This is a genomic window from Dactylosporangium sp. NPDC051485, assembly GCF_040682015.1.
Classification (GTDB): Bacteria; Actinomycetota; Actinomycetes; order Mycobacteriales; family Micromonosporaceae; genus Dactylosporangium.
The window spans coordinates 1-26,705 of the sequence record NZ_JBFAZW010000130.1 but is presented as its reverse complement, the minus strand read 5'-3'; the positions used below and the strand labels follow the sequence as shown (position 1 = coordinate 26,705).

Genomic DNA, 26,705 nt, shown 5'->3' with positions numbered 1-26,705 from the left:
TGCGCCGCCGCGTGCCTCCCCGCCACCGCCGGGGCGCGGCTGGGGGCGCGCCCGGCCCGGCCGGCGCCCGCGGGCGGCCCGGCCGAGGCCCGCGCCGGGGTGCGGCGGGCGGTCGCCGAGGCGGTGCGGTGGACCTGGCGGCACGCCGCCGTGCGGACCCTGGCGCTGACCATCCTCATCTTCAACCTCGCCTTCGGGGCGGCCTGGTCGGTCCTGGTGCTCTACGCGCAGCGGCGGCTCGGCCTCGGCGCCGCCGGCTTCGGGCTGCTCACCACGCTCAGCGCCGTCGGCGGCCTGGTGGGCACCGGGCTCTACGGCTGGATCACCCGCCGGGTCAGCCTGGGCAACATCATGCGCGCCGGGCTGATCATCGAGACGCTGACCCACCTGGCGCTCGCCGTGACCACGTCGCCCTGGGTCGCCGCGGCCATCCTGTTCGTCTTCGGCGTCCACGTGTTCGTCTGGGGCACCACCTCGATCACCGTGCGCCAGCGGGCGGTCCCGGAGCACCTGCAGGGCCGGGTCGGCAGCGTCTACACCATCAGCGTCTACGGCGGCCTGGTCGTCGGCTCGCTGATCGGCGGCGCCCTGGCGACCCGGATCGGCGTCACCGCGCCCTTCTGGTTCGCCTTCGCCGGCTCAGCGGTCTTCGTCGTGCTGCTCTGGCGCCAGTTCGCCCACATCGCCCACGACTGAACGGGCGCCGGCCGCGGCGCCCGGCGACCGCCAGCGCAGCGGCGTCTCCGGGCCGGCGGCGATCAGGCGACCGGCGTAGCCGGCGAGGGTGCCGGCGCCCGGCGCGGATCCCGCCGCCGCCCACGGGGTCGCCGGGTCGGTCGACGGCGGGCGGGCCAGCAGGCGGTTCCCGGCGGCCACGGCGTACAGGCGGCCGTTGAGGGCGGTCAGCGCCACCGCGCCGGCCGAGTCGCCGATCGGGCGCCACGGTGCGGGTTGCGCGGGGTCGGGCGGCAGGTCCAGGGCGGACAGGTACAGCAGCGCGCCGCCCGCGGTGGCGGCGAAGAGGCCGGCGTCGCACAGGGCCACGGCGCGGGTGCCCGGCGGGACGGCCGCCACGTCGGTCCACTCCGCGCGGTCCGGGGTCGGGTCGCGGTACAGCAGGCGCCCCTGGTCCGTCACGGCCCACAGGCCCAGCCACATCCGCCCGGCGGCCTCGCGCGGGGCGGCGAGGGCCACGACACCGTCGGCGCGGCCGATGCTGCGCCACGGCAGGTTCTGCGCGCACGCCTCGCGGGTCAGCAGGGCGCCGTCGGCGGCGACGGCGAAGAGCCGGTCGTCGCAGGCGGCCAGGGCGGTCAGGTCGGCCGGCGGGCCGATGACGTCCCAGGCCGGCGGGGGCGTGGTGAGGCGGTCCAGGACGTTGCGGGTGATCCGCTCGACCACCGCGTCGTCGAGGCCCTTGCCCCAGTTCACGGTGGCCGCGGTGAACACCGTGCCGGCGCCGAGGCCGAACACGCCCATGGTGGCGGCGCCGCCCTGGCCGTAGCGGCGCCAGTGGCGCAGGTCCGCGGTGGCCAGCACGACGAACGACGGCGGGGTGCCATCGCGGCCGGTGGCGCGGGGCACGCCGTCGACCTCGGCCACCTCGGCGGCGTCGGTCTCGTAGCCCAGCGTGCCCTGGCCGAACTTGTCGCCGTCGGCGAGGCCGGTGCCCGCGAAGACCCAGTGGTCGGCGAAGCGGGCGGTGTAGGCCTCGCGGCCCATGACCACCATGCCGTCGCCCCAGGCGCCCGCGCCGCGGCGGAAGCTCACGCCGGTCATCGCGTTCTCGGGCCGGTGCACCGGGGCGCTGGACCACTCGACGGTGACCCGGCCCGGGTCGGTGGCGGCCATCGGGTCGGTGGTGGCGTCGCGGTGGCAGACCATCGTGCGGCCGCCGTCCTCGAGGCGCATCTGCCACCAGGCGGTGTTGGCGCCGAAGACCGCCACGTTGCCGCCGCGGCGGGCGAAGCCCTCGACGGCGTCGCGCATCTCCCACGTCCAGTACTCGTCGTGGGCGCAGACGACGAGCAGGCGGTAGCGCGACAGCAGCTCGTCGCCGCCGTGCAGGTCGAGGTTGGAGCAGTACTCGACGGGGTAGCCGGCGCGGGGCAGCCAGCGCAGCAGCGGCTCCTCCCAGCGCTCCGGCGGCGGTCCGCCGCCCGGGCGGTCGAACGTCACGCGGGTGGCGCGCAACGGCTGCTCGGCGTAGTAGAGGCCCTCCCCCGGCTCGCCGGCCCGGTTGTACGCCTGCCAGGTGGCGAACGGGACCGACACCAGGATGGGGGCGTGCGCGCCGGGGTCGGCGGCGCGCACGGCGAACCAGGCCTCGTCCTCGCCGGCCCCGTCGACGCGCGGCTGCTCGCCCGGGCGGGCGAACGTCGCGCGGTAGAGGGAGCTGGGCCAGCCGGCCGGCACGTCGAGGGTCCATTGTGGAGCGCCGACGGCGGCGCGCAGGACGACCCGGGAGGCTACGGCGTCGGTGACCACCACGTGGCCGGGCTCGCTCACCACGAACTCGAGCGTTCCCCCCGCGGGGCAGGAGGTGGCCCGCGCGTACGCCCGAATGCTCATCATGCCTCCAGCAGGGCCGGCAGGCGGTCGGTCGGCACGTCGTCGACGGCCGCGGTCACGAGCAGCTCCTCCAGGCCACGCAGGTGGGCCTCGATCGCCGCGGGCGGCAGGTAGGCGGTGTCGGCGGTCAGGGTGACGACCGAGGCGGGGCCGGCGGCGGTGAGGTGCAGGCAGTAGCGGCAGGCGACCCGCTCCTGGGTGGCCGGGAAGTCCACCCGGGTCTCGGCGCGCGCGGCGTGCAGCGTGGCGGCGTCGGCGATCCCGGCGCCGGGGCCGGTCTCCACGAGGCGCATGTCGTTGTAGCAGCAGTACGGGTGCACCTCCGTCCCGCGCTCCAGCGCCGCCCGCTCGAGCACGGCGTCCCAGCCGACGGGGTCGTAGGCGGCCCGGCGGTAGCCGCGCACGGCGGCCTGCCAGCCCGGCCGCAGCAGCTCGCCGAAGGTCGGCCGGTCCAGGTCGAGCACGACGAGGCCGTCCTGCGACAGGGTGCTCACGAGGTCGCGCGCGGCCGGGGTGAAGCGGTTGGCGACGATGGGCATGACGGCGGCGGCCGGGTGTCCGCCGTGCGCCGCGGCGAGGGCGGCGGCGGCGGTCAGCAGCACGGTGGAGCCGCTGACCTTGTGCCGGGCGGCGAGGGTGTCGACGGCGCGGGTGATGGCGGTGGAGACGATCCGGCCGGTCCAGAAGCGCGGCTGCCGCGGTTGCGCGACGACGTCGGGGAACATGGTGGCGGGCATGCGGGCGAACTGCTCGGCCCAGTAGTCCAGGGCCGCCGCGCCGCGCCGCCGGCCGTCCTCGGAGTGCTGCTGCTCGGCCAGGGCGAGCGGGGTGGTCGCGGGCGGGCGCAGGCTGCCGACGCGGCGGATCAGCACGCGCAGGTCGCGCACGAGGATCTCGGCGCCGTGGCCGTCGGTGGCGAGGTGGCACAGCGCCAGCACCACGTGGCTGACCTGGCCGCCGGCGGTGACCAGCCCGGCCCGCAGCGGCCACTCGCCGGCGTAGTCGAACGTCGTGCCCGCGAGCCGCTCGGCCAGCTGCTCGGGGTCCCCGCCCTCCACGATGGCCACCGGGAGCTCGCCCGCGGCGGCCAGCTCCTGGCGGGGCTCGCCGGGGTCGCCGGCGATCCGGGTGCGCAGGGCCTCGTGCCGGCCGATGAGCGCGGCCAGTGCCGCCGTCGCCTCGGCGACGGATACGGTACGTCCACCCAGCGCCAGCACCCGGCTGAGGTTGAAGTAGTGGTCGTTGGGCACGGTCCGGCGGATCGCGTTCCAGATCGCGCGCTGGCCCCAGGTGAGCGGCCCGCCGCCCGACCGGTCACCGCGGAACGCGACCCGGGCCTCAGCCATCGGCGGCCCGGGCGCCCCGCTCGGCCAGGTGCCGCACGAGGTCGTCGAAGTCGTCGGGGTCGAAGGCGAGGGTGTCGAGATCGAGCTCGACGCCGAACTCGACCTCGACGGCGGCGATGAGCCGCATGGTGGCCAGGGAGCTGACGCCGAGCGCGATCAGCGAGCCGCCGTGCACGAGGATCTCGTCGGCGGTCACGTCGCCGTCGCTGGCCTCGCTCGTCAGCTCCGCGACCCGCTCCCGCAGCGCGGTCACTGCCCCGCCTCGTGCACGAGGCGCCGGCGCAGGCTCAGCGGGCGGATGTCGGTCCACACCTCGTCGATGTGGGCCACGCACTCGTCCTTGGTGCCGGTGAACCCGCTGGGGCGCCAGCCTGCGGGCGGGTCCGCGTCGGCGGGCCACAGCGAGTGCTGCTCCTCGTCGTTGACGACGACGGCGAACAACTCGGACGTGCTCATCGTTCCTCCTGCAGGGCGGCGACCGGCTCGTCGATGAGCCGGCGGAGCTCGCGTTTGATGACCTTGCCGTTCTCGTTGCGGGGCAGCCGGTCCAGGAACAGCACCCGGCCCGGGATCTCGTGGGCGGCGAGGTGCGCACGCAGGAAGAGGCGCAGGTCCTTGGCGCTGAGCCCGTCGCGGGCCACGACCGCGGCGGCGACGGCGTGGCCGAGCACCGGGTGTGGCACGCCGAACGCGGCGGCCTCCACGACCTGCGGGTGCTCGGCGACGGCGTGCTCGACCTGCACGGTGGAGACCTTGTGGGCGCCGGACTTCACCACGTCGCGGTCGCGGTCGACGAGGTACAGGTAGCCCTCGTCGTCGACGTAGCCGACGTCGCCCATGCGCACCCAGCGGCCGCTGAAGACCTCGGCGGAGGCCTCGGCGTCGCGGTAGTAGGAGCGGGCGGCGACCGGCGAGCGCAGCCACACGTCGCCGACCTCGCCGGCCGGCAGCGGGCGGCGGTCCGGGCCGGCCACCATGACGCCGCGCGGGTCGGCGGGCCGGCCGAGCGAGGCCGGGCGCTGCGGGTCGAACACCATCGTGGTCTGGGCCGGCGAGGCCTCCGTCGACGTGTAGTAGTTGACGATCACGGCGGCCGGGAACGCCTCGGCGAGCCGCACGGCCACGGCCGGGGGCAGCGCCGCCGCGGCCGAGCCGATGAGCTTCACGCAGCCGAGGTCGTGCCGGGCGAGCGCGCCGGAGTCGAGCAGCTCGATGGCCATGGCCGGGACGAGGAACACGGTGCCGACGGCGTTGCGCTCGATGAGCCGGGCGAAGTGGGCGGCGCTGAACCGGCCGGCGGTGAGCGCGGCGGGGCGGGCGTTGAGGGCGTTGACGAGCATGACCTGCCCGGCGTTGCTGCCGACCGGGAATGCGTGCAGGAACTGCCGCGAGTGCGCGAGGGGGCGGCGGCGCTCCTGCAGGGTGCAGCCCCACGCGAGGTTGGCGTGGGTGGCGCCGACGCCCTTGGGCACGCCGGTGGTGCCGGAGGTGTAGAGGATCTGCGCGAGGTCGCCGGGTGCCGGCGGCTCGGGCAGCGCTGCCCCGCCGCCGGCCTCGACCTCGCCCAGGACGGACGAGTTCAGGGTGCATGTCGCGCCCGAGTGCGCCACGACGTGGCGGACCTCAGCCGCCGCGAGCCGGTCCGACATCGGCACCGCGACGGCGCCCGCCCGCCAGACGCCCAGGCAGGCGACCGCGTAGGCGGTCCAGTCGGGGGTGCCGAAGTGCAGCGCCACCCGGTCGCCGCGCGCCACGCCGCGCCTGGCCAGGCCGGACGCGACCGCCTCGGCCCTGGCCAGCCAGCCGGCGAAGGTGACCTCGCCGGCCCCGGTGGTCACCGCGACCCGGTCCGGCTCCGCCGCCGCCCGGTGGGCCAGCAGGTGCAGCAGCGTGTCCGGCGCCGGGTTCATCGCGCGGCCTCGCGGCGGCGCAGCTCCTGGATGCCGACGAGATCGTCGGGCAGCGCGTCGGGCACCTCGCGGTCGAAGCGGGCCAGCACCGGCAGGCGCAGGCCGACCGCGACCATGCCGAGCATGGCCAGGCCGAAGACGATGTACATGAAGCCGATGCCGCGGCCGGGCCCGACGCCGATGACCGCGCCGACGGTGCCGGCGAGGGGGCCGCCGGCCAGGAGCAGCGGCGTGAAGAGCCGCGTGCCGAGCGGAGCGATGACGCCGTGGCCGATCGGCAGCGTCGACCAGGCGACGGTGGTGTTCAGGGCGAAGACCCGGCCGTGGTACCGCTGCGGCACCTTCACCTGGATGATGGTCGTGTAGACGCCGTTGACCAGTGACAGGGCGAACGACAGGCCGAAGGCGCCGGCGCCGACGATCCACAGGTTCGCCTGCGTGCCGGTGAGGATCGCCGCGACGCCCCACAGCACGGCCAGGCCGAGCATGCCGCGCAGCCGCCTGCGCTTCGGGCCGCCCCAGAAGCCCATCGCGATGCCGCCGAGGATGGCGCCCGCGCCGCCGGCCATCGCGACCCGGGCCGCCGCGCCGAGGTCGCCGAACGCCAGCACCAGCGGGGTGAGCAGCAGGAACAGCGGCGACAGGAACAGGTTGTTGGCGGCGAACCACAGCAGCATCGCGCGGAAGCCGCGGTGGCGCCACGAGTAGGTGAAGCCGTGCCGGATCTCGTCGACGAGCGGCTCACGCCGCCGCCACGCCATCGTCCTCGGGAACTTCACGACGAGCAGGGTCACGATGGCGAAGGTGTAGCTGAGCACGTCGAGGACGAGGATGCCACCGAGGTCGATCGCGGCCATGAGGGCCACCGAGACGAGCGGGACGACGAACTGGGCGACGCCGCCGGTGAGCTGGACGATGCCGTTGGCGTGGCCGAGGTACTGCTTCGGCACCAGCTGCGGCACGGCCGAGGCGTAGGCGAGGCGCTGGAAGGTCAGCGCCACCGACAGGACCCCGAGCAGCGGGTAGATCTGCCAGGGCTGCAGCGATCCGCCGGCCACGAGCGCGAGCAGGATCGCCTGGCAGGCCAGCGCCGACACGTCCCCGGCGAGCATGACCCGGCGCCGGTCGAAGCGGTCGACGATGGCCCCGGCGAGCGGGCCGATGACGATGCCGGGCAGCATGCCGACGACGACGTAGAGCGCGAACCGGGCGACCGAGCCGGTGTGCAGCAGGATCCAGATGGGCAGCGCGAACTCGGTGAGGGCCGAGCCGGTGATGGAGACGAGCTGGCTGAGCGCCACGACGATGAACCGGCCCATGCTGGGCACCGGCCCCTCGGGGTCCACTTTGGACTCGGTCGTCGCCTCGCCGAACTTCCGCCAGGTGCCGCCGGGCTGGGTCGCCGGCGGGGGCTCGGCGCCGTCGATGATCTCGGCGAGCTCGGCGGCGCGGTACTTCAGGAAGAAGTGCCCGCCCTCCTCGAGCAGCACGAGCTTCACCTGGTCGCCGACGAGCAGCCACTCCTTGTAGCGCTCCTGGTAGAAGTCCGCGGCCGGGTCCTTCGTGCCCATCACCGAGACGATGGGCGCCCGCAGCTTGTCGACGGTGCCGAGGGTCGAGGTGAAGTACTCCTCGGCCGCCTTCGTGTCGCTGCGCATGTTGCCGATGATGAAGCGCTTCTGGGCCTCGTCGAGGTCGGCGACGTCGGCGCCCATGGAGGTGAGCCAGTTCTCGTAGACGCGGTCGCCGAGCAGCGACTCGAGGGCGGCGAAGCGGCTCAGGGCGGACAGCACCCGGTTGCGGGGCCGGGCGAAGGGGAACTGGGCGCCGATGTAGACCGCCTGCAGCTCGCGGCCGGCGGCCTCGAGGCGGCGGGCGACGGCGACGGTGAGCGCGCTGCCGACGCCGCAGTGGCCGTAGAGCGCGACCGGCCCGGCGACCCGCTCCTGGACCTCGGCGACGATCCGGTCGGCGAGTTCGTCCCAGGGCAGCCGCTCCTCGGTGACGCCGACGTCGTGGCCGGGGATGGCGACGGACCACAGCGCGTACCCGTCGGGCAGGGCGTCGGCCAGGGGCTGGTAGACGACCGCGCTGCCGCCGCCGTACGGCACGCAGACCAGCGACAGGGTGGGCGTCTTCGGCGGGTTCTTGGTGAGCCGGTGCAGCAGCCGGCTGGGGCCGCGGTCCTCGGCGGACAGCGTGGCGTACGCGGCCAGCTCGCGGATCGTCTTGTGGGTGAAGACGTCCATGACGCTGACCGGCTGGCCGACACCGCCGTCGACGAGCGCCTTGCGGGCCCGGGCGACGACCTGGGTGGCCAGCAGCGAGTGGCCGCCGAGCTCGAAGAAGTCGTCGTCGATGCCGACGGAGGGCAGGCCGAGCACGTCGGCCCAGATGCCGGCGAGGAGCACCTCGGCCGGGGTGGTCGGGGGCGCGGCCTCGGCGCCGGAGCGCTGCAGGGCGGGGGCGGGCAGGGCGCGCCGGTCGAGCTTGCCGCTGGGGCTCAGGGGGAGCTTGTCGAGGCCGACGTACGCGACGGGCACCATGTAGTCGGGGAGGCTGGTCTTCAGCGCCGCGCGCAGCTCGGCCGGGTCGGGGTCGGGGACGCCGACGAGGTACGCGACGAGGCGCTTGTCGCCGGGGCGGTCCTCGCGGACGGTGACGGCCGCCTCCTCGACCCCGGGCCGGGCTCGCAGCGCCGCCTCGATCTCGCCGAGCTCGATGCGCAGGCCGCGCAGCTTCACCTGGTGGTCGATGCGGCCGAGGAACTCGAGGGTGCCGTCGGCGCCCCAGCGGGCGAGGTCGCCGGTGCGGTAGAGCCGGCCGCCGGGCGGGCCGAACGGGTCGGGGACGAACTGCCGGGCGGTCAGCCCGGGCCGCCGGTGGTAGCCCAGGGCCAGGCCGACGCCGCCGATGTGCAGCTCGCCCGGCACGCCGGGGGGCACCGGCCGGAAGGCGGAGTCCAGGACGTACAGCCGGATGTTCTGGATCGGCGACCCGATCGGCACCCGGTCCAGCGGCCCGGTGCACGGCCAGGCGGAGACGTCGACGGCGGCCTCGGTCGGGCCGTAGAGGTTCCACAGCTCGCACCCGGGCAGCGCCTCGGTGAACGCGCGGGCGGTGTCGGCCGGCAGCTCCTCGCCGCTGCACACCACCCGGCGAAGGCCGGTGCAGGCGTCGATGCCGTCCTCGGCGAGGAACATGGCGAGCATCGACGGGACGAAGTGCGCGGTGGTGATGCCGGCGGAGACGATGAGATCGCGCAGGTAGCGGGCGTCCTTCTGGCCGCCGGGGGTGGCCAGGACGAGCCGGGCGCCGGTCATCAGCGGCCAGAAGAACTCCCACACGGACACGTCGAAGCTGGCCGGGGTCTTCTGCAGCACGGCGTCGCCGCCGTCGAGGCGGTAGGTGCGCTGCATCCAGTCGAGCCGGTTGACGATGCCGCGGTGGGTGTTCGGCACGCCCTTGGGCCGCCCGGTCGACCCGGACGTGTAGATCATGTAGGCGACGTCGTCCGGTGACGGGCCCGGTAAGGCCTCCGGCCTGGCGGGGAACGCCTCGGGGTCGTCGAGGAGCAGCACCCGGGGTCCGCCGTCCGGCACCGGCAGGCGGGTCTGGGTGAGCAGGACCGCGGCGGCGGAGTCGGCGAGCATGAAGGCGAGCCGGTCGGCCGGGTAGTCGGGGTCCAGCGGCGTGTAGGCCGCGCCCGCGCGCAGCACGCCGAGCAGCCCGGCGACGAGCTCGAGGGACCGCTCGGCGCTGACCGCGACGAGGTCGCCGGGGCCGATGCCGTCGGCGTGCAGCCGGGCCGCGATCCGGTCGGCCTGCGCCAGCAGCTCCCGGTACGTCAGGCTGCGCTCGCCGAACTGCACCGCGACCGCGCCGGGCGTCCGGGCGGCCTGGGCGGCGATGAGCCCCGGCAGGGTGGCCTCGTCCGGGAAGGGCGTGGCGGTGTCGTTCCACTCGCGCAGCACGGTGTCGCGCTCGGCCTCGTCGAGCAGGTCCACGGCCGACAGCCGCGCGCCCGGGTCGGCGACGACGGCCCGCAGCAGCCGGTCGAGGTGCCGGCCCAGGCGGGCGATGGTGGCCTCGTCGAAGAGGTCTACGTTGTAGTTGAACGCCCCGCGCAGCCCGTCGGGCCACTCCATGAGGAACAGCTCGAGGTCGAAGCGGGTGCCGGTGGCCCGCAGGCCGAAGGGCAGCACCTCCAGCGGCCCGGCGGTGGCCACGGCCGAGGCGGTGGCGTAGTTCTGCACGGCCAGGACGGCCTGGAAGATCGGCGAGCGGCTCACGTCGCGGCTGACGTTGAGCTCGGTGACCAGCTGCGCGAAGGGCAGCTCCTGCGAGGCGTAGGCGGACAGGCAGGTCTCGCGGGTGCGCTCGACCAGCTCGGCGAAGGTGGGGTCGCCGTCGAGGCGGGCGCGCAGGGCCAGCACGTTGACGAACATGCCGATGAGCCGTTCCAGCTCCGGCTCGGGCCGGCCGGCGATCGGCGAGCCGACCGCGAAGTCCTGCTGGTTGCTGTGCCGGGCCAGGACGACCTGGAAGGCGGCGAGCAGGACCATGTAGACGGTGGCGCCGTGGGTGCGGGCGAGCGCCTTGAGCCCGTCGAGCAGGTCGGCGTCGACGTCGAAGCCGTAGCCGGCGCCGTTGAACGTCTGCCGGGCCGGTCGGGGCCGGTCGGTGGGCAGCGCCAGGGGCTCGACGCCGGCCAGCTCGGCCCGCCAGTGCTCGACCTCGCGGGTCAGGGCGGCGCCGGCGAGGCGGCCGCGCTGCCAGGCGGCGAAGTCGCCGTACTGGATCGGCAGCGGCGGCACGGGCGAGGGCAGGCCGGCGGCGTGGGCGGCGTAGCCGGCGAGGACCTCCCCGACGAGGACCTCGCTGGACCAGCCGTCGCTGATGCTGTGGTGGGTGACGAGCAGCAGCACGTGGTCGCCGCTGTCGGCGAGGCGGATGAGCAGCGCGTGCAGCAGCGGCCCGGCGGCGAGGTCGAAGAGCCGGCCGGTCTCGGCGTCGACGAGGTCCGCGGCGGCGGCGTCGCCGGCCGCGTCGACGACGGGCAGCAGGAACGGGCCCGGCTCGGCGATCTCCAGGATCGGCCGGCCGTCGTCGGTGACCGGGTAACGCACCCGCAGCGACTCGTGCCGGGCGATCACGTCCTCGAGGGACCGGGTCAGGGCGGCGACGTCGAGCGGGCCGCGCAGGCGCCGGGCGACCGGGATGTGGTAGGCCGCGGTGCCGGGCGCGAACTGCTCCATGAACCAGAGGCGTTCCTGGGCGAACGACAGCGGCGGCACGCTGCCCTCCGTCCGGCGCGGGACGACCCCGGCGCCGGGCGCGGCGCGCTGCTTGAGCCGCTGGCTGAGCAGGGCCTTCTTGGCGGCCGACAGATCCTTGGCGGCGGGCGGATTCTCGGCGGCGGGGAGGTCCGCGGTACCGCTGGCGGTCGTGGTCATGTGCTCCGTCCGGTGGCGAGCAGCTGCTCCGCGGTCTCCTCCGGCATCGCCTCGATCTCGGCGATGAGCAGCTCCTCGACGGCAGTGGCGAAGGCGGCGACCGTGCGGTGGGTGAACAGGGTGCGGATCGGCACGGCGAGGTCGATGGCGGCGCGCACGCGGGCGATCATGCGGGTGGCCAGCAGCGAGTGCCCGCCGAGGTCGAAGAAGTCGTCGAGGGCGCCGACCTTGTCCACGCCGAGCACCTCGGCCCAGACGCCGGCGACGAGGTCCTCGGCGTCCGTGCGGGGGGCGACGTACTCGGCGGCGGCCTGCGGCACGGGGTCGGGCAGCGCGGCCCGGTCGAGCTTGCCGTTGACAGTGAGCGGCAGCTGCGCGAGCGCCACGAACGCGGTCGGCACCATGTGCGCCGGCAGCGTCTCGGCCAGGGCGGCCCGCAACGCGGCCGGGTCGGGCGCCGGGGTGCCCGCGGCCGGCACGAGGTAGGCGACGAGCGCGTCCTGGCGGGCGACGACGGCGGCCTGGCCGACCCCGTCGAGCGCGAGCAGGGCGGCCCGGACCTCGCCCGGCTCGATCCGGAAGCCGCGGACCTTGACCTGGTCGTCGAGGCGGCCGAGGAACTCCAGCTGCCCGTCGCGGCGCCAGCGGACGCGATCGCCGGTGCGGTAGCGGCGGGCGCCGGGCGGGCCGTCGGGGTCGGGCTCGAACGCGAGCGCGGTGCGGCCGGGGTGGCCGAGGTAGCCGTACGCCACGCCGTCCCCGCCGACGCACAGCTCGCCGGGGACGCCGGGCGGGACGAGCGCCCCGTCGCGGTCGCACACCGCGACCCGGGTGTGCCACAGCGGGCGGCCGATCGGCGGCCGGCCGTCCTCGCCGGCCAGGTCGGCGACGGTGGCGATGATGGTGGTCTCGGTCGGGCCGTAGGAGTTGACGAGCCGGACCCGGTCGCCGAAGCGCGCCTTCCACGCCCGCACGGCGGCCGCGTCGACCTGGTCGGCGCCGAGGATGACGGTGCGCAGCGTCGGCGGCCACGCGACGTTGTCCAGGTCGTCGACGAGCCGGTGCCAGAAGGGCGTCGGCAGGTCCAGCACGGTGACGCCGGCGTCGGCGGGCGGCAGCTCGCCCCCGGGCGGGGCGAAGCGGACCGTGCCGCCCGCGCTCAGGCACGGGTACAGCTCCTCCGCGTGCGTGTCGAAGCTCAGCGAGGCGAACTGCAGCACCCGGTCGTCCGGGCCGATGCCGTAGCCGTGGCGCATCCAGGCCACCCGGGCGGCGAGGGCCGAGTGCGGGACGAGGACGCCCTTCGGGGTGCCGGTCGAGCCGGAGGTGTAGATGACGTAGGCGGCGTCCATGGGGCCGGGCGGGCCGCCGGCGGCCCGCACGCCGTCCTCGGTGACCACCACCGCGGCGCCGGCGTCGGCGAGCATGAAGGCGCGGCGGCTCTGCGGATAGGCCGGGTCGACGGGCAGGTAGGCGGCGCCGGCGCGCCAGGCGGCGAGCGCGGCGACGACGGCCCGGGGCCCGCGCGGCAGGCACACGCCGACCACCGCGGGAGGGCCGGCGGCCACCAGCTCGCCGGCGAGGCGACCGGCCGCGGCCCACAGCTCGGCGTAGGTGAGCGTCTCCGCGTCGCTCTCCAATGCGACGGCGTCGGGGCGGGCGGCGGCCTGCGCGCCGATCTGCTCGAGCACGGTCGCGGGCCGCTCGCCGGGGCCGGCGCCGCCGTCGCCCCACGCCCGCAGCAGGTCCAGCTCCCGGTCCTCCAGCAGCGGCAGGTCGGCGACGCGACGGTCGGGGTCGGCCAGCGCGGCGCGCAGCAGGCGCTCGAAGCGGGCCGCGAGCGCGGCGACGGTCTCCGGCTCGAACAGCGCGACCTGGTAGCCGAAGACGGCGGTGAAGTCGTCGCCGGAGCGCCACACGTCCAGCGAGAGGTCGACCTTGCTCTGCGTGTGCCCGCCGTCGGCCTCCACGACGCTGAGGTCGGCGAACGCCCGCTCCCGGCCGTGCGCGTCGCCGTCCTGGGTGTGGACCGTGAGCAGCGTCTGGAACAGCGGGTTGCGGCCCAGGTCGCGCTCCAGCCGCAGCGCGTCGAGGAGCCGCTCGATCGGTACCTCCTGGTGGCCGTACGCGCCGAGGGCGGTCCTGCGGGTGCGGCGCAGCAGCTCGCGGAACGTCGGCGCGCCGCTCAGGTCGGCCCGCAGGATGAGGGTGCTGGAAAAGTAGCCGATGAGGCCCTCGAGCTCCTCCTCGGTCCGCCCGGCGATCGGCGAGCCCACGCAGAGGTCGTCCTGGCCGGTGTGCCGGCCGAGCAGGGCCTGGTAGGCGGCCAGCAGCACCATGAACGGGCTGCAGCGCTGCTCGCGGGCGAACCGGTCGAGCTCGGCCGCGATGCCGGCGCCCAGGGTGCGGGTGTGGTACGCGCCGGCCGAGCTGGCCACCGGCGGGCGGGGGTGGTCGGTCGGCAGCTCGAGCGGGACGACCCCGGCGAGCTGCTCGCGCCAGTAGGCCAGCGACGCCTCCCCGTCCGCGGCCCGCTGGGCCTGCGCGAAGGCGTCGTAGGTGGTGGGCAGCGCGGGAAGGTCGGGCGCGCGCCCGTCGCGGGCGGCGGCGTAACAGGCGGCGAGCTCGGCCCGCAGCACGTTGAGCGACCAGCCGTCGGCCACGATGTGGTGCACGACGAGGCTCAGCACGTGCTCCCGCGCGCCGAGCCGGACGAGGGTGGCCCGCAGCAGCGGCCCGGCGGCCAGGTCGAACGGCGCGTTGCTGCGCTCGGCGAGCAGCGCGCCGAGCCCCTCCGGCCGCCCCTCGAGGTCGATCTCCTCCAGCTCGGGCGGGGCGTCGGCGACGGCGGCGGGGTGCCCGTCGGCGGCCGGGAAGCGGGTCCGCAGCGGCGCGTGCCGCTCGACGACGTCCCGCAGCGCGGCCCGCAGGGCGGGCACGGCGAGCGGCCCGGTCAGGCGCAGCACGAGCGGGATGTTGTACGAGGCGTCCTCGGGGTCGAGCTGGGCCAGGAACCACAGTCGTTCCTGGCCGAAGGACAGCCTGCTGGAACCGGCGACGCCGCTCATACGAGCCCCCATAGTCGGCTTCCGGGTGTGGTGCGCATGCCCGACTGCCGCCAGGCCCCGGACCTGGTAAAGCTATGAGTCGATACCGTTACTGTCAACATTCTTTACGAAACTCATGCAATGCACCCGCGCTGCCACGCAGGGTTAGTTCGAGTCACGTGGATGCGCGCCCGGCGGCGCTGCGCGCGCTCGACGGCCACGACCGGCCGGGCGGCCGGGGTGCAGGTGCGATACCGGGCCGCTCAGCGCCGCCCGCGGCGCCGGGCCAGTGCGCCGGCCGCGGCGGCCAGCACGGCCACGCCGGCCACTGCCGCCGCCGTGACCGCCGCCCGCGGCGGGGCCGGCCGGGGCGCCCAGGACCGCTCCGGGTTCGGGCTCCCGTCGTCGCCGCGCAGGCCGGCGCGCAGCAGCTCGGCCAGGTGCATGCCGCGGCGGCCGCCGACCGCGCTCTGGTCGATCTGCATGCGGCAGCTGAACCCGTCGGCCAGCACCACGTCGTGCGGGCCGGCGTCGCGCACGGCCGGCAGCAGCACCCGTTCGGCGCACGCCTCGGAGACCTCGTAGTGGCCGTCCTCGAACCCGAAGTTGCCGGCCAGGCCGCAGCAGCCGGAGTCCAGCACCTCCGCCTCGACGCCCGCCTTGCGCAGCAGGGCCTGGTCGGCGTCGAAGCCGAGCACGGCATGCTGGTGGCAGTGGGTCTGGATCAGCGCCCTGCGATGCACCTGCGGCGGCCGCCAGCCCGGGCTGTGCTCATGCAGCAGCTCGGCGAGGGTGAAGGTCTGCCGCCGCAGCCGCTGGAAGTCCTCGTCCTGCGGGAACAGCTCGTGCGCGTCGCTGCGCAGCACGGCGGTGCAGCTCGGCTCGAGGCCGACGATCGGGGTGCCGGCGCGCAGGTACGGCCGCAGCACGGCGACGGTCCGCTGCAGCGCACGCTTGGCGGTGTCGAGCTGACCGGTCGAGATCCACGTCAGGCCGCAGCACACGGCCTGGGGCGGCACCAGCACCCGCCAGCCGGCGTCCTCGAGGACCTCGACGGCGGCCCGGCCGATCGCCGGGTCGAAGTGGTTGGTGAACGTGTCCGGCCACAGCACGACGTCGCCGCGGGTGGCGGTGCCCGCCGGGCGGCGACGGCGCAGCCAGCGCTGCAGCGTGCGGCCGGCGAAGACCGGAAGGTCGCGGCGGACGTCGACCCCGGCGACCCGCTTGGCCAGCGTGCCGAACGGGCCGGCGTGGGCCAGGGCGTTGACGAGGCCCGGGGCGCGGGCGGCGAGCGCCGCCCACAGCGGCAGCCAGCCCATCGAGTAGTGCGCGCGCGGCCGCAGCCGGCCGGTGTAGTGGTGGGAGAGGAACTCGGCCTTGTAGGTGGCCATGTCGACGTTGGCCGGGCAGTCGGTCTTGCAGCCCTTGCAGGCCAGGCACAGGTCGAGGGCGTCGCGCACCGCGTCGGAGCGCCAGCCGTCGCCGATCGCGCCGCCGCGGGCCGTGCCGTCGAGCATCTCGAACAGCAGCCGGGCGCGGCCGCGGGTGGAGTGCTCCTCCTCCCGCGTGACCATGTACGACGGGCACATGACGCCGCCGCCCTCGCGCCGGCACTCGCCGACGCCGACGCAGCGCAGCACGGCCCGGCTGAAGCTGCCCTCGTCGTCCGGGTAGGCGAAGTGCGTCGGCGGCGCGGGATGGCGGAAGCTGGTCCCCAGCCGCAGGTTCTCGTCGAGCCGCCCCGGCATGACGACCTTGCCCGGGTTCATGCGGTTGTCCGGGTCGAAGATCGCCTTGCACTGCTCGAACGCGCGGACGAGGTCCGGGCCGAACATCCTGGGCAGCAGCTCGGCGCGTTGCTGCCCGTCGCCGTGCTCGCCGGAGAGGGACCCGCCGTAGCTGACGACGAGATCCGCGGCCCGCTCCAGAAACGCCCGGTACGCCGCGATCCCGTCCGCGCTGACCAGGTCGAACGGGATGCGGGAGTGCACGCAGCCCTGCCCGAAGTGCCCGTACAGGCTGGCGCTGGAGTAGCCGAACTCGTCGTACAGCCCGCGCAGGTCCCGCAGGTAGTCGCCGAGCCGGGCGGGCGCCACCGCGGCGTCCTCCCAGCCGGGCCACGTGTCCGGCAGGCCGGGGACCCGCGCGGTCGCCCCGAGCGCCGCCTCCCGGGCCAGCCACACCTGCTGCTCGTGCTCCGGGTCGTCGAAGAGCCTGACGTCGTCGCCGTCGGGGTCGCGGCCGATCGCCCGGACCATGCGCTCGGCGCGCCGGCGGGCCTCGCGGCGGTCGGCCCCGCCGAAGCGCACGAGCAGGAACCCCGTGCCCTCGGGGAACAGCCGCAGCGCCTCCGCGTTGCGGTGCTCGCGCTGCTGGAACTCGATCAGGAGGTGATCGATGCCCTCCAGCGCGATCGGATCGTGGGGCAGCACGTCCGCCACGGCGTCGGCGGCCGCGGCAATGTCCGCGAAGCCGAGCACGACCAGGCTGTCCGCCGGCACCCGGGGCACCAGCCGCAGCTCGGCCCGCAGCACGGTGACGAGCGTGCTCTGCGACCCGACCAGGGTCTTGGCCAGGTGGAAGCGCTGCTCCGGCAGCAGCGAGTCGAGGTTGTAGCCGGCGACCCGCCGCGGGATGTGCGGGTAGCGGGTGCGCAGCTGCTCGAGGTGGGCGTCGCGCAGCCACCGCAGCTGCTGATAGATCTCCGCGGGCCGGCCACCCGCGGCGACGATGCGCTCGTACTCCTCGTCGCCGGTCTCGCCCACCCACATCCGGGTGCCGTCGTAGAGCAGCACCTCGAGCCGCTCGACGTTGTCGACGACCTTGCCCGTACGCTGCGCGGTGGCGCCGCACGAGTTGTTGCCGATCATGCCGCCGAGCGTGCAGTGGCTGTGGGTGGCCGGCTTCGGGCCGTACTCGAGGTCGTGCCCGCGGAGCAGGTCGTTGAGGTGGTCCAGCACGATGCCCGGCTCGACGACGCAGGTGCGCCGCTCGGGGTCGACGGACAGTAGCCGGTTGCAGTACTTGGACCAGTCGATCACCACGGCGACGTTGGTGCACTCGCCCGCCAGGCTGGTGCCGCCGCCGCGCGACAGCACCGGCGCGCCGAACTCGCGGCACACGGCGACCGTCTCGGCCCCGGCCTCGACGGTGCGCGGCACGACGACGCCGATCGGCACCTGACGGAAGTTCGAGGCGTCGGTCGAGTACGCCGACCGGGACCCGGCGTCGAAGCGCACTTCGCCGTCGACGCGCTGTTCGAGGGCGTGCCGCAGCGCCGCGACGTCGACGACGTCCACGGGCCGGCGCACGGGTGCGGAAAGCTCAACGGCGACCACTGCCGTACCTCCTTGGCTCAGCTCGTCGGCCGGCCCAGCACCGCCGCCGACTCCAGCAGCAGCGCGTGGACGAATGCCTGGGGAAGGTTGCCGCGCAGCTGGCGCTGGCGGACGTCGTACCGCTCACCGCCCGGGGTCACCGCGTACCCGCCGAGGAGGCCGGCGAAGACCGCACCGGACTCCCGGCCCGATCAGCGCGCCGCGGCGGCCGTCGCCGAGGAACGCGTACTCGCGCAGCACCTGCGGCGCGTCCAGCGGGTCGTCGTCGTGCACCACTGCCTCCCCCAGGGCGCCGCGGGCCGGGTTCAGCACTCCCTACCCAGCCGGCCTCCCGGTAACCGGCGTGGCCGGGCGCGGCACCGGGTGGCGCCGTCACGGGACACCGGCAGCCACCGGACCGACAGCTGGCAGGTCAGCCGGTGCCACGAGCACCCCCCGGACGGGACCTTCGGACCTGGGCACCGGCGCCGAGGCGGGCGACGATGGCGGTGACGCGCGACGAGCCGGAGGTGTGGCGATGACGAGCGAGCGCCGCCCGGACGAGTGGTGTCCGGTGCGCCCGGGCGAACCGTGCACCCTGTGCCAGGCCGCCACCGGCCCGCAGGACTGCCCGCTGGTCTACCTCGTGATGAGCGACGACGAACTGCGGGCCGGCGTGCAGCGGTTCCGGCGGCCCGGACACCCGGGCACCGGGTGACGGCGGCGGCGCGTCACTGGGCCAGCGCCAGCGAGCGCAGCGCCGCGGGGGTGATCCCGGGGTCGGGGCGGGTCACGGTGTACCGCAGCACGCCCGTCGCCTGCGACATCCGGAAGTTGCTCACCTCGACCGCGACGACCCGCCCGTCGGGGTGGCGCGCCCAGGCCCCGAGCGTCACCGCGCCGGGCTCGTCGTAGGTGGTGCTCATCTGCCGGACCATGGTGCCGTCCGGCTCGACCGTGCGGGTGCACGTCCCCGTGCAGGCCACCTCGGAGGCCAGGTCGAAGCGCAGGATCCGCACGGACAGCCAGCGCATGCCCTCGGCGTCGTAGAGGTCGAGGTTGGCCGCGTACCCGTCGGGGCCCGGCGCGTCGAACGTCCAGTCCTCGTCGCACGTGCCGGTCCGCACCACCAGCGTCCGCGGGAACAGCGCAGCACCAGCACGGCCCGCCGGCGCGCGGGGAGCTCGCGCAGCAGGCCGGCCAGCGCGAGGCGATCGGCGACGAGGTCCAGGGCGTCGGTGGGGTCGGGCACGTGCGGTACCGAATCCGTGGCATGCTCGCGGTGCCAGGGCCGGCGGCGCTCGTTGAGCATGGTGCGCACCAGCACGCGGCGCACGTAGGCGTCGACGTCCTGCGCCGCCGACACCCGCGGCCAGTGCTGCAGGATCCGCACGAGCGCCGTCGACAGCAGGTCGTCGGCGCGGTGCCAGTCGCCGCTGAGCAGGTACGCGACCCGGCGCAGGGCCGGCAGCCTCGCGGTCACGTAGGCCCGGAAGCCCTCGACGTCGATTGCCATACCCGCAAGACACGCACACCCGTCCGGGAGGTTGCCCGGCGCCGCTATCCTTCCGGACGGCGGCACGGGGCCGCCCAACGGAAGGAATCGCATGAAATCCAGCAGAGCTCTGCTGCTCGCCTTGGCGTTGTCCGGCGCCCTGTCCGTCACCGCGGCCTGCGATGACAAGAACACCGCCGGGGACGCCGCACCGGCGACCAGCGCCGCGGCGACCAGCGCGGCCGCGGCGCCGCAGGCCGACCCGCGCACCGAGCTCGTCAACGCGTTCAGCAAGCTCAACAGCGCCCCCATGGCCTACTCGACGTCGACCGAGTCGGGCACCCTGGCCAGCACCAAGCTGACGGGCTCCGCCGACCCCGCCACGAAGGCCAACAGCGGCACCATGGTCATCACCACGAACGGGCAGGCGATCAACGCCCAGGTCATCGTGCTGGGGACCGACGTGTACATGAAGATGAGCGTGCCCCTGCCGGGCATCGACCCGAAGAAGTGGATGTACTTCGACGGGTCGAAGACCTCGCTGACCAAGCTGGGCCTCGGCAACCCCGACGACCCGGCCAACGTCAAGGGGCTCGCGGACGCGATCGTCACGGCCGAACGGACCGGGACGGGCGCGTTCAAGGGCACGATCGACCTGACCAAGCGCAAGGTTCCGGAGTCCGGCGCCGCCCTGATCCAGCAGATGGGCGACGCGGCGAAGTCGGTGCCGTTCGAGGCGGCGACCAACGCCGACGGCTACCTCACCTCCTTCACGATGACGATGCCGGCCGCCGGCCAGGTTCCGGCCACCACGGCGAAGACGACCTTCAGCGACTTCGGCAAGCCGGTCACGATCACCAAGCCGGCCGCCGCCGAGGTGCAGCCCGCCCCCGCGGCGCTGCTGGCGCAGCTCGGCTGATCCGCTGGCACCGGGCCCGCTACCGCCCGCCGGCGGTAGCGGGCCGCGCCGCGCCCACCTCGCCGGGCGGTGCGATGGTCACGGGAGTTTCCATACCGCCAGCGCCCCGTCGACCAGGCACGCGAGCATGGTGCGATCCCGGCTGCATTCGGCGTTTCCATGCCAGCTCGCCGACGTGCCGAAGACGGTGACCCGGCCGCTGCGCGGGTCGACCACACCGAGCACGGCCGTGCGGTCGTCGACGGATTTCCACATCACGAGCCCGCGACCGGTCACGATCCCGGTGAACTGCCACCCCTCCACCGCCCGGACGACCCGGCCGGTGCGGGCGTCGAGCGCCGCGACGGGCGGTGCGGCGTTGGCGGCCGGCCCCCACGAGGTGACGACCAGGATGTCACCGTCCCGGCTCAGCACACCGTTGTAACCGTCGACATGCCAGAGCCGTGCACCGGTGCGTGGGTCGATGGCCGCCATGCCGGACTCGTCGCGCAGGCAGTACAGGTCGACTGCGCAGGGATAGGGATCCCCGCCGTCCCAGGTGCTCGAGCGGTCGGCGGGCCAGTGCCACAGCAGCCGGCCGCTGCCACGGTCGTAGACATCCGTGCCCTGCTCGCCGGCCTTGGCGATCAGCACCTGCCCGGGCACGGTCGAGCCGGGCCCCGGGAAGGCCCTGTCCATCGCGAACGACGAGACGGTCCCGGACCAGTCCAGCTGGTTCTGCGCGACGACGACGCCGGTGCCGAGATCCCGGATCCGCAGCAGGCCGGTCGGGCTCAACTCCGACATGAACGCCGGGCCGCGCTCGCCGCCGACCCAACTGAAGTCAATGCCAGAACCCTCCGGCACGCGAAACTCCCACACCGTCGCCCCGGTGCGCTCGTCCAACGCGACGTAGCGCCGGCCGCCTTGCTCCGGCACCGGGTTCACCGGAACCTCGCCGGAGGGACGGACATCGACAACGTGGGGCTGCTCGACGACGCCGGCCATGTCCTCGGCGAAGATCCGCCCGCCGGACTGGCCGAGGTAGGCGAATTGCGCGGCCTGCCACAACTGCTCGCCCGTAGCGGCGTCCAGCGCGGTGAGCGCACCGGCCCGGCCGGAGGGCATGTCGGTCACCAGTGCCATGACGTTGTCGGTCAGGAACGTCAGGTGCTGATCGACGTCCAGCGTCCTCGACCAGAGCCGGGTGCCATCACGCAGACTCAGCACCTCGGCCTGCGTGCCCGCACCGACGGGCTGGAACCGCCCGGCAATGAGCCGGCCACCGCCGGTCTGGAGGCTGAGGATCCGGAAATCGTCGACGGTGAAGACGGGCCCGGTGCCGGCGCGCGGCACCGCCGCCACCAGTGTCCCCGCGGTGATCAGCGCCACCGCGACGAGCGCGATCCACCGCCGTCGTGCCCGCACCCGTGGCGGGGGCGACGCCTCCGGCGGCTCCCACGGGATGCTCGGGTCAAGCTCGATCATCGCATCCACCACGGGACCCCTCTCTCGCGCACACGACAGGTTCCCACGCATGCGACACGGCCGCGGGCCCGTTCCACCGACGACGGCCGAGGTCCGGCGACCGGACCCGGACCCCCATTACTCCTCGGTGAGGAGCGCGGCGGTGGGCAGCCGCCGGATGAGCAGGGCCGGGGCCAGCGCCGCGAGCATGGCGACCAGGGTGCCTGCGGCGGCTGCGCCGATCGCGGTGGCCGCCAGCGGGCCACTGACTCCGCCGACCAGCAGGCCCGCGGCCAGCAGCCCGATCCCGGCGCCGAGGATCCCGCCGAGCAGGCCGATGCCGCCGCCCTCGGCGACGACGAGCCGGATCAGGGCGGCGTCGGGCCAGCCGGTGGCCCGCAGGACGGCCAGCTCGGCGCCCCGGTCACGGATGTTGAGGTACAGCACGTCGGCCACGGCGAGCGCACCGAGCAGCACGGTGACCACGACGGCCATGATGTCGACCCGGCGGGCGGTGAACGAGACCGCGTCACCCAGCGCGGTGCCGACGATCGTGCCGTGGAAGGCGAACGTGACCGCGGCGAGCGTGGTGAGCGCGGCCACGCCCACGGTCAGCGCCCCGACCGCCAGCAGGGTGCGCCCGGGTACCTGGACCAGTCCGGCCAGGCCGAGGCCGAGGACGGTGCGGGGGCTCCGGCCGCGGGCCCGGCTGGTGCGCAGTGGTTGCAGCAGGTCGGCCGGCGGTGTGCGGCCCGCCCGCCAGGCCGGGACCAGTCCGGCCAGCAGCGCCAGGCCGAGCGCGACCGGCACCGCCAGCAGCGCCCGCGACCAGCTGGTCTGCACGCCGAGGACGGCGCCCGCCGGTTTGGCGAGGGCGAGGCTGGCCAGGCCGGCGGCGAGACCGAGCACCGCGACCTCGCCGAGGATCGCTGCCCGGATCCGCCGGCCCGGCCAGCCCAGGCAGGCCAGGATGGCGAGTTCGGTGGTGCGGGAGCGGACCGCGGCGGCGACCGCGTTCGCCACGAACAACGCACAGACCACCAGGACCAGCACGAACAGCACGAGACTCTTGCGATCCACGGCCTGCTCGACGGTGCTGGAAACCCCCTTGCGGACCCAGCTCTCGTTGATGGCCAGCGCGGGGCGGCCGAAGGCGCCCGCGGGCAGCTCGACGGTTTGCGGCATCAGCGACGCGCCGAAGGTGATGTCCACGTCCAGCCCGGCGGCGACGATCCGCTCGGCGACCAGCCGGACCCGCTCCGCGTTGACCTTGCTGTAGTGGTCGACGCCGGCGACCCGCACCCGAATCGCCGAGATCAGGTCCGTGGAGCCCCCGAGGTACTGCTTGGCGGCGGTCAGGGTGGTCAGGAACGCCGCCGGGGAGAGCAGGTAGCCGGCCGGGTTACCGCCGGGGCTGAGGGTTTGCCCGCCGAGCAGGCCCACGCTGCGCTTGTCGGCGCCGACGGCCGGGGTCTGCTCATAGGTCTCCAACGGCACCCGAGTGAGATCATCGAAGCGGGTCAACCGGCTCGCGTCATACGTGCCGACCGCCTCGAGCTCGGGCTCCGTGTCCTTGTCCGGATGTGTCAGCAGTCTGGTCGGCCGGAACGACACGTCACCCACCTGCCAGGACACCATGCTGCCCCGCACATTGGCGTTCTCGTAGACGCTCAGGTCGACGGGCACGGCGACCGGTCGCAGCACGCCGCCGGGACCGGTCGAGTACTGCACCGGACCGGACTGGATCAGATTGTCCAGCTCGGCGTATGGTCCCATCCCGCCACGCCGGTATGCCGTCGCGGCGTCACGCTCGTCGTGGCCCAACGGGTGGTACGTGGCGCCGTTCAGGGCGTCGTGCAGCAACGCGCCGGTGCGGGCGACCGGCAATGCGTCGAGGTCGACCCGGGCATAGTCGATGCGCATCGCGCCCTCGACCGGCGGCCGCTCGGCGGCCAGCGTCGGGAGGCTCATGGAGATCCCGTTGATCTTCACCCCGTCACTCGGGGCCGGGTAGGCACCGCCGGTGACCGCGCCGCGCAGACCGACCAGCCGATCCTCCGCCATCGGATCGATGGCGGCCACCAGCAACGGCATGCTCCAGCTCAGGGCGATGACGGCCCGCGCCCCGATCAGGTTGGCGCGCCCCTGGAACCGGCCGTCCGGCAGCAGCCGCAGCACCGTCAGCTGAGCCTCGCCGAGATCGGTGGCGCCGGCTGCGTACGAATGACTCAGGTTGCCGCAAATGGCGGTGTACGAGCCGTCGGGCTGCGCTTCCAGGGCGGCGGCGAGGTCGCCACCGCACGAGTTCCTGGGTGCCGGCAGACCGCCGTAGGTCATGTCCTGCGGCGGCCCCGGCGGTTTCAGATCGGGAAAGAGCAGCGGATGCGTGGTGACGTACAGGTACGAGGGCAGGCCACGAGCCGAGCTGAGTCCCCGTTCCGCCAGATACGTCGGATCGACCCGGATGACCTGCCGGTCGCGGCCCCGGTCGACCCCGCTGGTGAGGTCGAACTCGGTGCGGAAATCCGCGTTCGCATAGCCGATCATCGCGATCGGCGCGGCCACTTCAACCCCCGGCGTGGCCGCCACCTTGCGCAGGTCATCGTCGGTGAGCCCGCCATGCAGGCCGGACAGGGCATTGGCCCGCACCGCCCCGCGGGCGTCCTCGTCGGCACTGCGGGCCCCCCGGGGCCGGATCAACAGGTCGTACGCCGGCCGGCCGGCGCCTTCCACCACCCCTTCGACCTGCAGCCGAGACGTCGTGGTGGCGCCGGTCAGGACGGTGAAACCGGTCGCCGCGAGCAGCATGCCGGCCAGCAACGCCACTGACCGCCCGGCGCGCCGCCTGATACCGGCCAGGATGAATCCCCGCACCCGAGTCCCCGTTCGTCGCACTCCCCCGGCGGGGCAGTCTAAGATCGGCAAGGACGTCGATGCAAGAAATTCACCCCGTATTCCGAGTGGCGGCAATACCGCCGACGTTGTTACGAATTCCGGGCAGTCGATGAATGCCGACCCGCAAAGACCATGGCCGATGCGTCATGATGGTGTTGATCGACCGCTACGGGCCAATGTCAGATCGTGAAGTCGTCGTTGGACGCCCACCAGTCGAGGAGGCCGTCACGAACCGCGCTCCGCCGGGGCGCCGGTGCAGTTGCTGATAACGCCGCGCGGGCGGCTCGCATGGTGCGACCGTGGACGCTGTGACTACGCGTGAGGTGCGGTTCGGCGACGGGACGGCGGGGGTCGTGTCGCTCAACGCGCCCGTCCTGCGGTACCCGGACAATCCGATCCTGACGGCGCACCGGGTGAACGCCGTGTGGCAGGAGCCGCACCTGCAGGTGATGACGGTGCACAACGCCGGCGCGGTGGCGCTGGCGGACCGGACCGCGCTGCTGTTCCGGTCGCATCTGCGGTGCGGGATCAGCGTCCTCGGCCTGGCCACGAGCCCGGACGGCGTGTCCGGGTGGGTGGTCCATCCGCGGCCGGTGCTGTCCCCCGCGACCAAGGGCGACCCGTACGCGGCCGGCCTCGACTGGCAGGACATCGCGGAGATCGAGTCCGGCGGCGTCGAGGACGCCCGGATCAACCCCGTCGGGGACACGTTCGCCGTCACCTACAGCGCCTACCACGCCGGCATCCGCAACCGGGTGCGCGTGTCCCTCGCGCTCACCGACGACCTCGTCGCCTTCACCCGGCACGGGCCGATGCTCGACCGCGACATGCGCAACGTGGTGCTGTTCCCGGAGCGAATCGGCGGGAGGTACGTCGGGCTGTTCCGGCCCAACGACGTCACCGCCGGCGACACGGGCGGCGCCTACACGCAGATCCGCATCGGATACGCGGAGGACTTCCGGACCGGGCCGTGGGAGATCGCCGACGAGCCGATCATGCGGACCGGGGCGGGCCCGAGCGCCTTCTCCGACAAGATCGGGCCGGGCGCGCCGCCGGTGCGCACCCGGCACGGCTGGCTCAACGTGTTCCACGGGGTGCGCACGACGATGGACGGCAACCCGTACGTGCTCGGCGTTGCCCTGCACGACCCCGACGATCCCCGCATCGTGCGCATGTCCAGCATCCCGCTGCTGTTCCCGTCGCGGGCCGACTGCCGCGTTGCCGACACCGACTACGTGCACGTGCCGAATGTCGTCTTCTCCTGCGGACTCGTGCGCCGCCCCGACGGCACGATCGTGATCTACTACGCCGGCAACGACACGGTCATGAACGTCGGCCTCGCGCACGAGGACGTGCTCGCGGAACTATGCCACCGCTACGGCCAGGATCCGCTGACCGGCCGGCTCCTGTACGACCTCTAGGGCCGCCCCGGGTAACCCCCTGCGGCCGGGCAGAACGACACCGGGCGCCCGGCCAGTGTGGCGTATCGTGACGTCCCTATGCGGCGATTAGGGCGGTTGTGTCAGGGTTGAGCACCATGGCAGGGCGTCTGTTGAACGACCGGTACGAGCTGCGATCGGTCATCGGCCGGGGCGGCATGGCCGACGTGTGGCTGGCCGTCGACCGGCGGCTGGGCCGGCCCGTGGCCGTGAAGATGCTGCACGACGACGGCGGCGCCGATCCGTCGCTCCCGGAGCGGTTCGAGCGCGAGGCGCACACCGCCGCGCAGCTGTCGCACCCGAGCATCGTGGCCGTCTACGACGTCGGGGTGCACGACGGTACGCCGTACCTCGTGATGGAGCTGGTCCAGGGGCACAGCCTCGCCGACGAGCTGGCCGCGGGCCCGCTGGACCCGCGGCGTGCGGTGCGCATCGCCGAGCAGGTGTGCGACGCCTTGGCGGCCGCGCACGACGCCGGAGTGGTGCACCGGGACGTGAAGCCGGCCAACATCCTCATCAGCGACGAGGGCGGGGTGAAGGTCTGCGACTTCGGCATCGCCCGCATCACCGGCCGGGCGCAGACCGCGCTGACCGCACCCGCCACCGTGATCGGCACCAGCTCGTACATGGCGCCGGAACAGGTCCTCGGCGAGCCCGTGGACGCCCGGACCGACCTGTACGCGCTGGGCTGCGTGCTGTACGCCATGCTCACCGGCCGTCCGCCGTTCATCGCCGGCTCGCCGGTGCAGATCGCCTGGCAGCAGGTGCACCAGGCAGCGGAACCGGTGACGGCCCTGCGGCCCGGCCTGCCGCCGCGACTCGCCGGGCTGGTCGGCGCGCTGCTGGCCAAGCGCGCGACGGACC

At 74.5% G+C, this 26,705-nt stretch carries 18 protein-coding genes and 1 pseudogene; 5 read left to right on the top strand and 14 right to left on the bottom strand.

The genetic code is table 11. The features are described 5' to 3' along the window. The coding region (locus AB0M46_RS44430) for an MFS transporter (protein WP_363346411.1) at positions 1-696 on the top strand (696 nt) is incomplete at its 5' end. Here the strand turns inward: AB0M46_RS44430 and AB0M46_RS44425 are convergent. The 10 genes from AB0M46_RS44425 to AB0M46_RS44380 form a co-directional block, all read right to left on the bottom strand. Then, on the bottom strand, positions 640-2,571 hold the full coding sequence (locus AB0M46_RS44425) for a N,N-dimethylformamidase beta subunit family domain-containing protein (RefSeq protein WP_363346409.1): 1,932 nt from the start codon (positions 2,569-2,571) through the stop codon (positions 640-642). The genes AB0M46_RS44430 and AB0M46_RS44425 overlap by 57 nt on opposite strands. After that, complete coding sequence (locus AB0M46_RS44420; protein ID WP_363346407.1) at positions 2,571-3,917, bottom strand: condensation domain-containing protein; 1,347 nt, start codon at positions 3,915-3,917, stop codon at positions 2,571-2,573. Before AB0M46_RS44420 ends, AB0M46_RS44425 begins: the two co-directional genes overlap by 1 nt. Continuing rightward, positions 3,910-4,170 (bottom strand): acyl carrier protein, encoded by a 261-nt coding sequence (locus AB0M46_RS44415; RefSeq protein WP_363346405.1) that lies wholly within the window; start codon positions 4,168-4,170, stop codon positions 3,910-3,912. Before AB0M46_RS44415 ends, AB0M46_RS44420 begins: the two co-directional genes overlap by 8 nt. Next, complete coding sequence (locus AB0M46_RS44410; RefSeq protein ID WP_363346403.1) at positions 4,167-4,373, bottom strand: MbtH family NRPS accessory protein; 207 nt, start codon at positions 4,371-4,373, stop codon at positions 4,167-4,169. Before AB0M46_RS44410 ends, AB0M46_RS44415 begins: the two co-directional genes overlap by 4 nt. After that, complete coding sequence (locus AB0M46_RS44405; RefSeq protein ID WP_363346401.1) at positions 4,370-5,827, bottom strand: AMP-binding protein; 1,458 nt, start codon at positions 5,825-5,827, stop codon at positions 4,370-4,372. The genes AB0M46_RS44410 and AB0M46_RS44405 overlap by 4 nt, the downstream gene beginning before the upstream one ends. Then, a complete protein-coding gene (locus tag AB0M46_RS44400) occupies positions 5,824-11,283 on the bottom strand; it encodes an amino acid adenylation domain-containing protein (protein WP_363346399.1) in 5,460 nt (1,819 codons plus the stop codon). The genes AB0M46_RS44405 and AB0M46_RS44400 overlap by 4 nt, the downstream gene beginning before the upstream one ends. Continuing rightward, complete coding sequence (locus AB0M46_RS44395) at positions 11,280-14,351, bottom strand: condensation domain-containing protein (protein WP_363346397.1); 3,072 nt, start codon at positions 14,349-14,351, stop codon at positions 11,280-11,282. The genes AB0M46_RS44400 and AB0M46_RS44395 overlap by 4 nt, the downstream gene beginning before the upstream one ends. Before the next feature lie 242 nt (positions 14,352-14,593). Beyond that, positions 14,594-17,668, bottom strand: a complete 3,075-nt coding sequence (locus AB0M46_RS44390) for an FAD-linked oxidase C-terminal domain-containing protein (RefSeq protein ID WP_363346395.1) — start codon at positions 17,666-17,668, stop codon at positions 14,594-14,596. A gap of 17 nt (positions 17,669-17,685) precedes the next feature. After that, a complete protein-coding gene (locus AB0M46_RS44385; protein ID WP_363346415.1) occupies positions 17,686-17,808 on the bottom strand; it encodes a hypothetical protein in 123 nt (40 codons plus the stop codon). Further along, positions 17,792-17,941, bottom strand: coding sequence for a hypothetical protein (locus AB0M46_RS44380; protein WP_363346393.1), 150 nt, complete (start codon positions 17,939-17,941; stop codon positions 17,792-17,794). Before AB0M46_RS44380 ends, AB0M46_RS44385 begins: the two co-directional genes overlap by 17 nt. Before the next feature lie 244 nt (positions 17,942-18,185). Between AB0M46_RS44380 and AB0M46_RS44375 the strand changes: the two genes are divergently transcribed. Then, the gene (locus AB0M46_RS44375) at positions 18,186-18,365 is read left to right on the top strand and encodes a DUF6767 domain-containing protein (protein ID WP_363346391.1); all 180 of its coding nucleotides are present in this window, start codon (positions 18,186-18,188) and stop codon (positions 18,363-18,365) included. Positions 18,366-18,378: 13 nt separating this feature from the next. On the opposite strand, the gene AB0M46_RS44370 is transcribed toward AB0M46_RS44375, so the two are convergent. Both AB0M46_RS44370 and AB0M46_RS44365 read right to left on the bottom strand, forming a co-directional pair. Next, a complete protein-coding gene (locus AB0M46_RS44370) occupies positions 18,379-18,774 on the bottom strand; it encodes a hypothetical protein (protein ID WP_363346413.1) in 396 nt (131 codons plus the stop codon). A 170-nt stretch (positions 18,775-18,944) separates the two neighbouring features. Next, positions 18,945-19,163, bottom strand: a pseudogene (locus AB0M46_RS44365) (sigma factor); the annotation flags it as partial. Positions 19,164-19,254: 91 nt separating this feature from the next. Here AB0M46_RS44365 and AB0M46_RS44360 point away from each other — a divergent pair. Then, complete coding sequence (locus AB0M46_RS44360; protein ID WP_363346389.1) at positions 19,255-20,061, top strand: hypothetical protein; 807 nt, start codon at positions 19,255-19,257, stop codon at positions 20,059-20,061. A gap of 78 nt (positions 20,062-20,139) precedes the next feature. Here the strand turns inward: AB0M46_RS44360 and AB0M46_RS44355 are convergent, their stop codons facing one another. Both AB0M46_RS44355 and AB0M46_RS44350 read right to left on the bottom strand, forming a co-directional pair. Next, positions 20,140-21,528: a PQQ-binding-like beta-propeller repeat protein gene (locus AB0M46_RS44355; protein WP_363346387.1), complete on the bottom strand. Its 1,389-nt coding sequence runs from the start codon at positions 21,526-21,528 to the stop codon at positions 20,140-20,142. Between the two features lie 117 nt (positions 21,529-21,645). Continuing rightward, positions 21,646-24,381: an FtsX-like permease family protein gene (locus tag AB0M46_RS44350; protein WP_363346385.1), complete on the bottom strand. Its 2,736-nt coding sequence runs from the start codon at positions 24,379-24,381 to the stop codon at positions 21,646-21,648. Between the two features lie 329 nt (positions 24,382-24,710). Between AB0M46_RS44350 and AB0M46_RS44345 the strand changes: the two genes are divergently transcribed. Further along, positions 24,711-25,823, top strand: coding sequence for a hypothetical protein (locus tag AB0M46_RS44345; RefSeq protein ID WP_363346383.1), 1,113 nt, complete (start codon positions 24,711-24,713; stop codon positions 25,821-25,823). Between the two features lie 116 nt (positions 25,824-25,939). Further along, the coding region (locus AB0M46_RS44340) for a protein kinase (RefSeq protein WP_363346381.1) at positions 25,940-26,705 on the top strand (766 nt) is incomplete at its 3' end.

Coding starts and splice junctions, on each gene's coding strand:
- AB0M46_RS44375 (WP_363346391.1), top strand. CDS start 18,186: ATGACGAGCGAGCGCCGCCCGGACGAGTGGTGTCCGGTGCGCCCGGGC.
- AB0M46_RS44355 (WP_363346387.1), bottom strand. CDS start 21,528: ATGATCGAGCTTGACCCGAGCATCCCGTGGGAGCCGCCGGAGGCGTCG.
- AB0M46_RS44425 (WP_363346409.1), bottom strand. CDS start 2,571: ATGAGCATTCGGGCGTACGCGCGGGCCACCTCCTGCCCCGCGGGGGGA.
- AB0M46_RS44400 (WP_363346399.1), bottom strand. CDS start 11,283: ATGACCACGACCGCCAGCGGTACCGCGGACCTCCCCGCCGCCGAGAAT.
- AB0M46_RS44395 (WP_363346397.1), bottom strand. CDS start 14,351: ATGAGCGGCGTCGCCGGTTCCAGCAGGCTGTCCTTCGGCCAGGAACGA.
- AB0M46_RS44405 (WP_363346401.1), bottom strand. CDS start 5,827: ATGAACCCGGCGCCGGACACGCTGCTGCACCTGCTGGCCCACCGGGCG.
- AB0M46_RS44410 (WP_363346403.1), bottom strand. CDS start 4,373: ATGAGCACGTCCGAGTTGTTCGCCGTCGTCGTCAACGACGAGGAGCAG.
- AB0M46_RS44420 (WP_363346407.1), bottom strand. CDS start 3,917: ATGGCTGAGGCCCGGGTCGCGTTCCGCGGTGACCGGTCGGGCGGCGGG.
- AB0M46_RS44360 (WP_363346389.1), top strand. CDS start 19,255: ATGAAATCCAGCAGAGCTCTGCTGCTCGCCTTGGCGTTGTCCGGCGCC.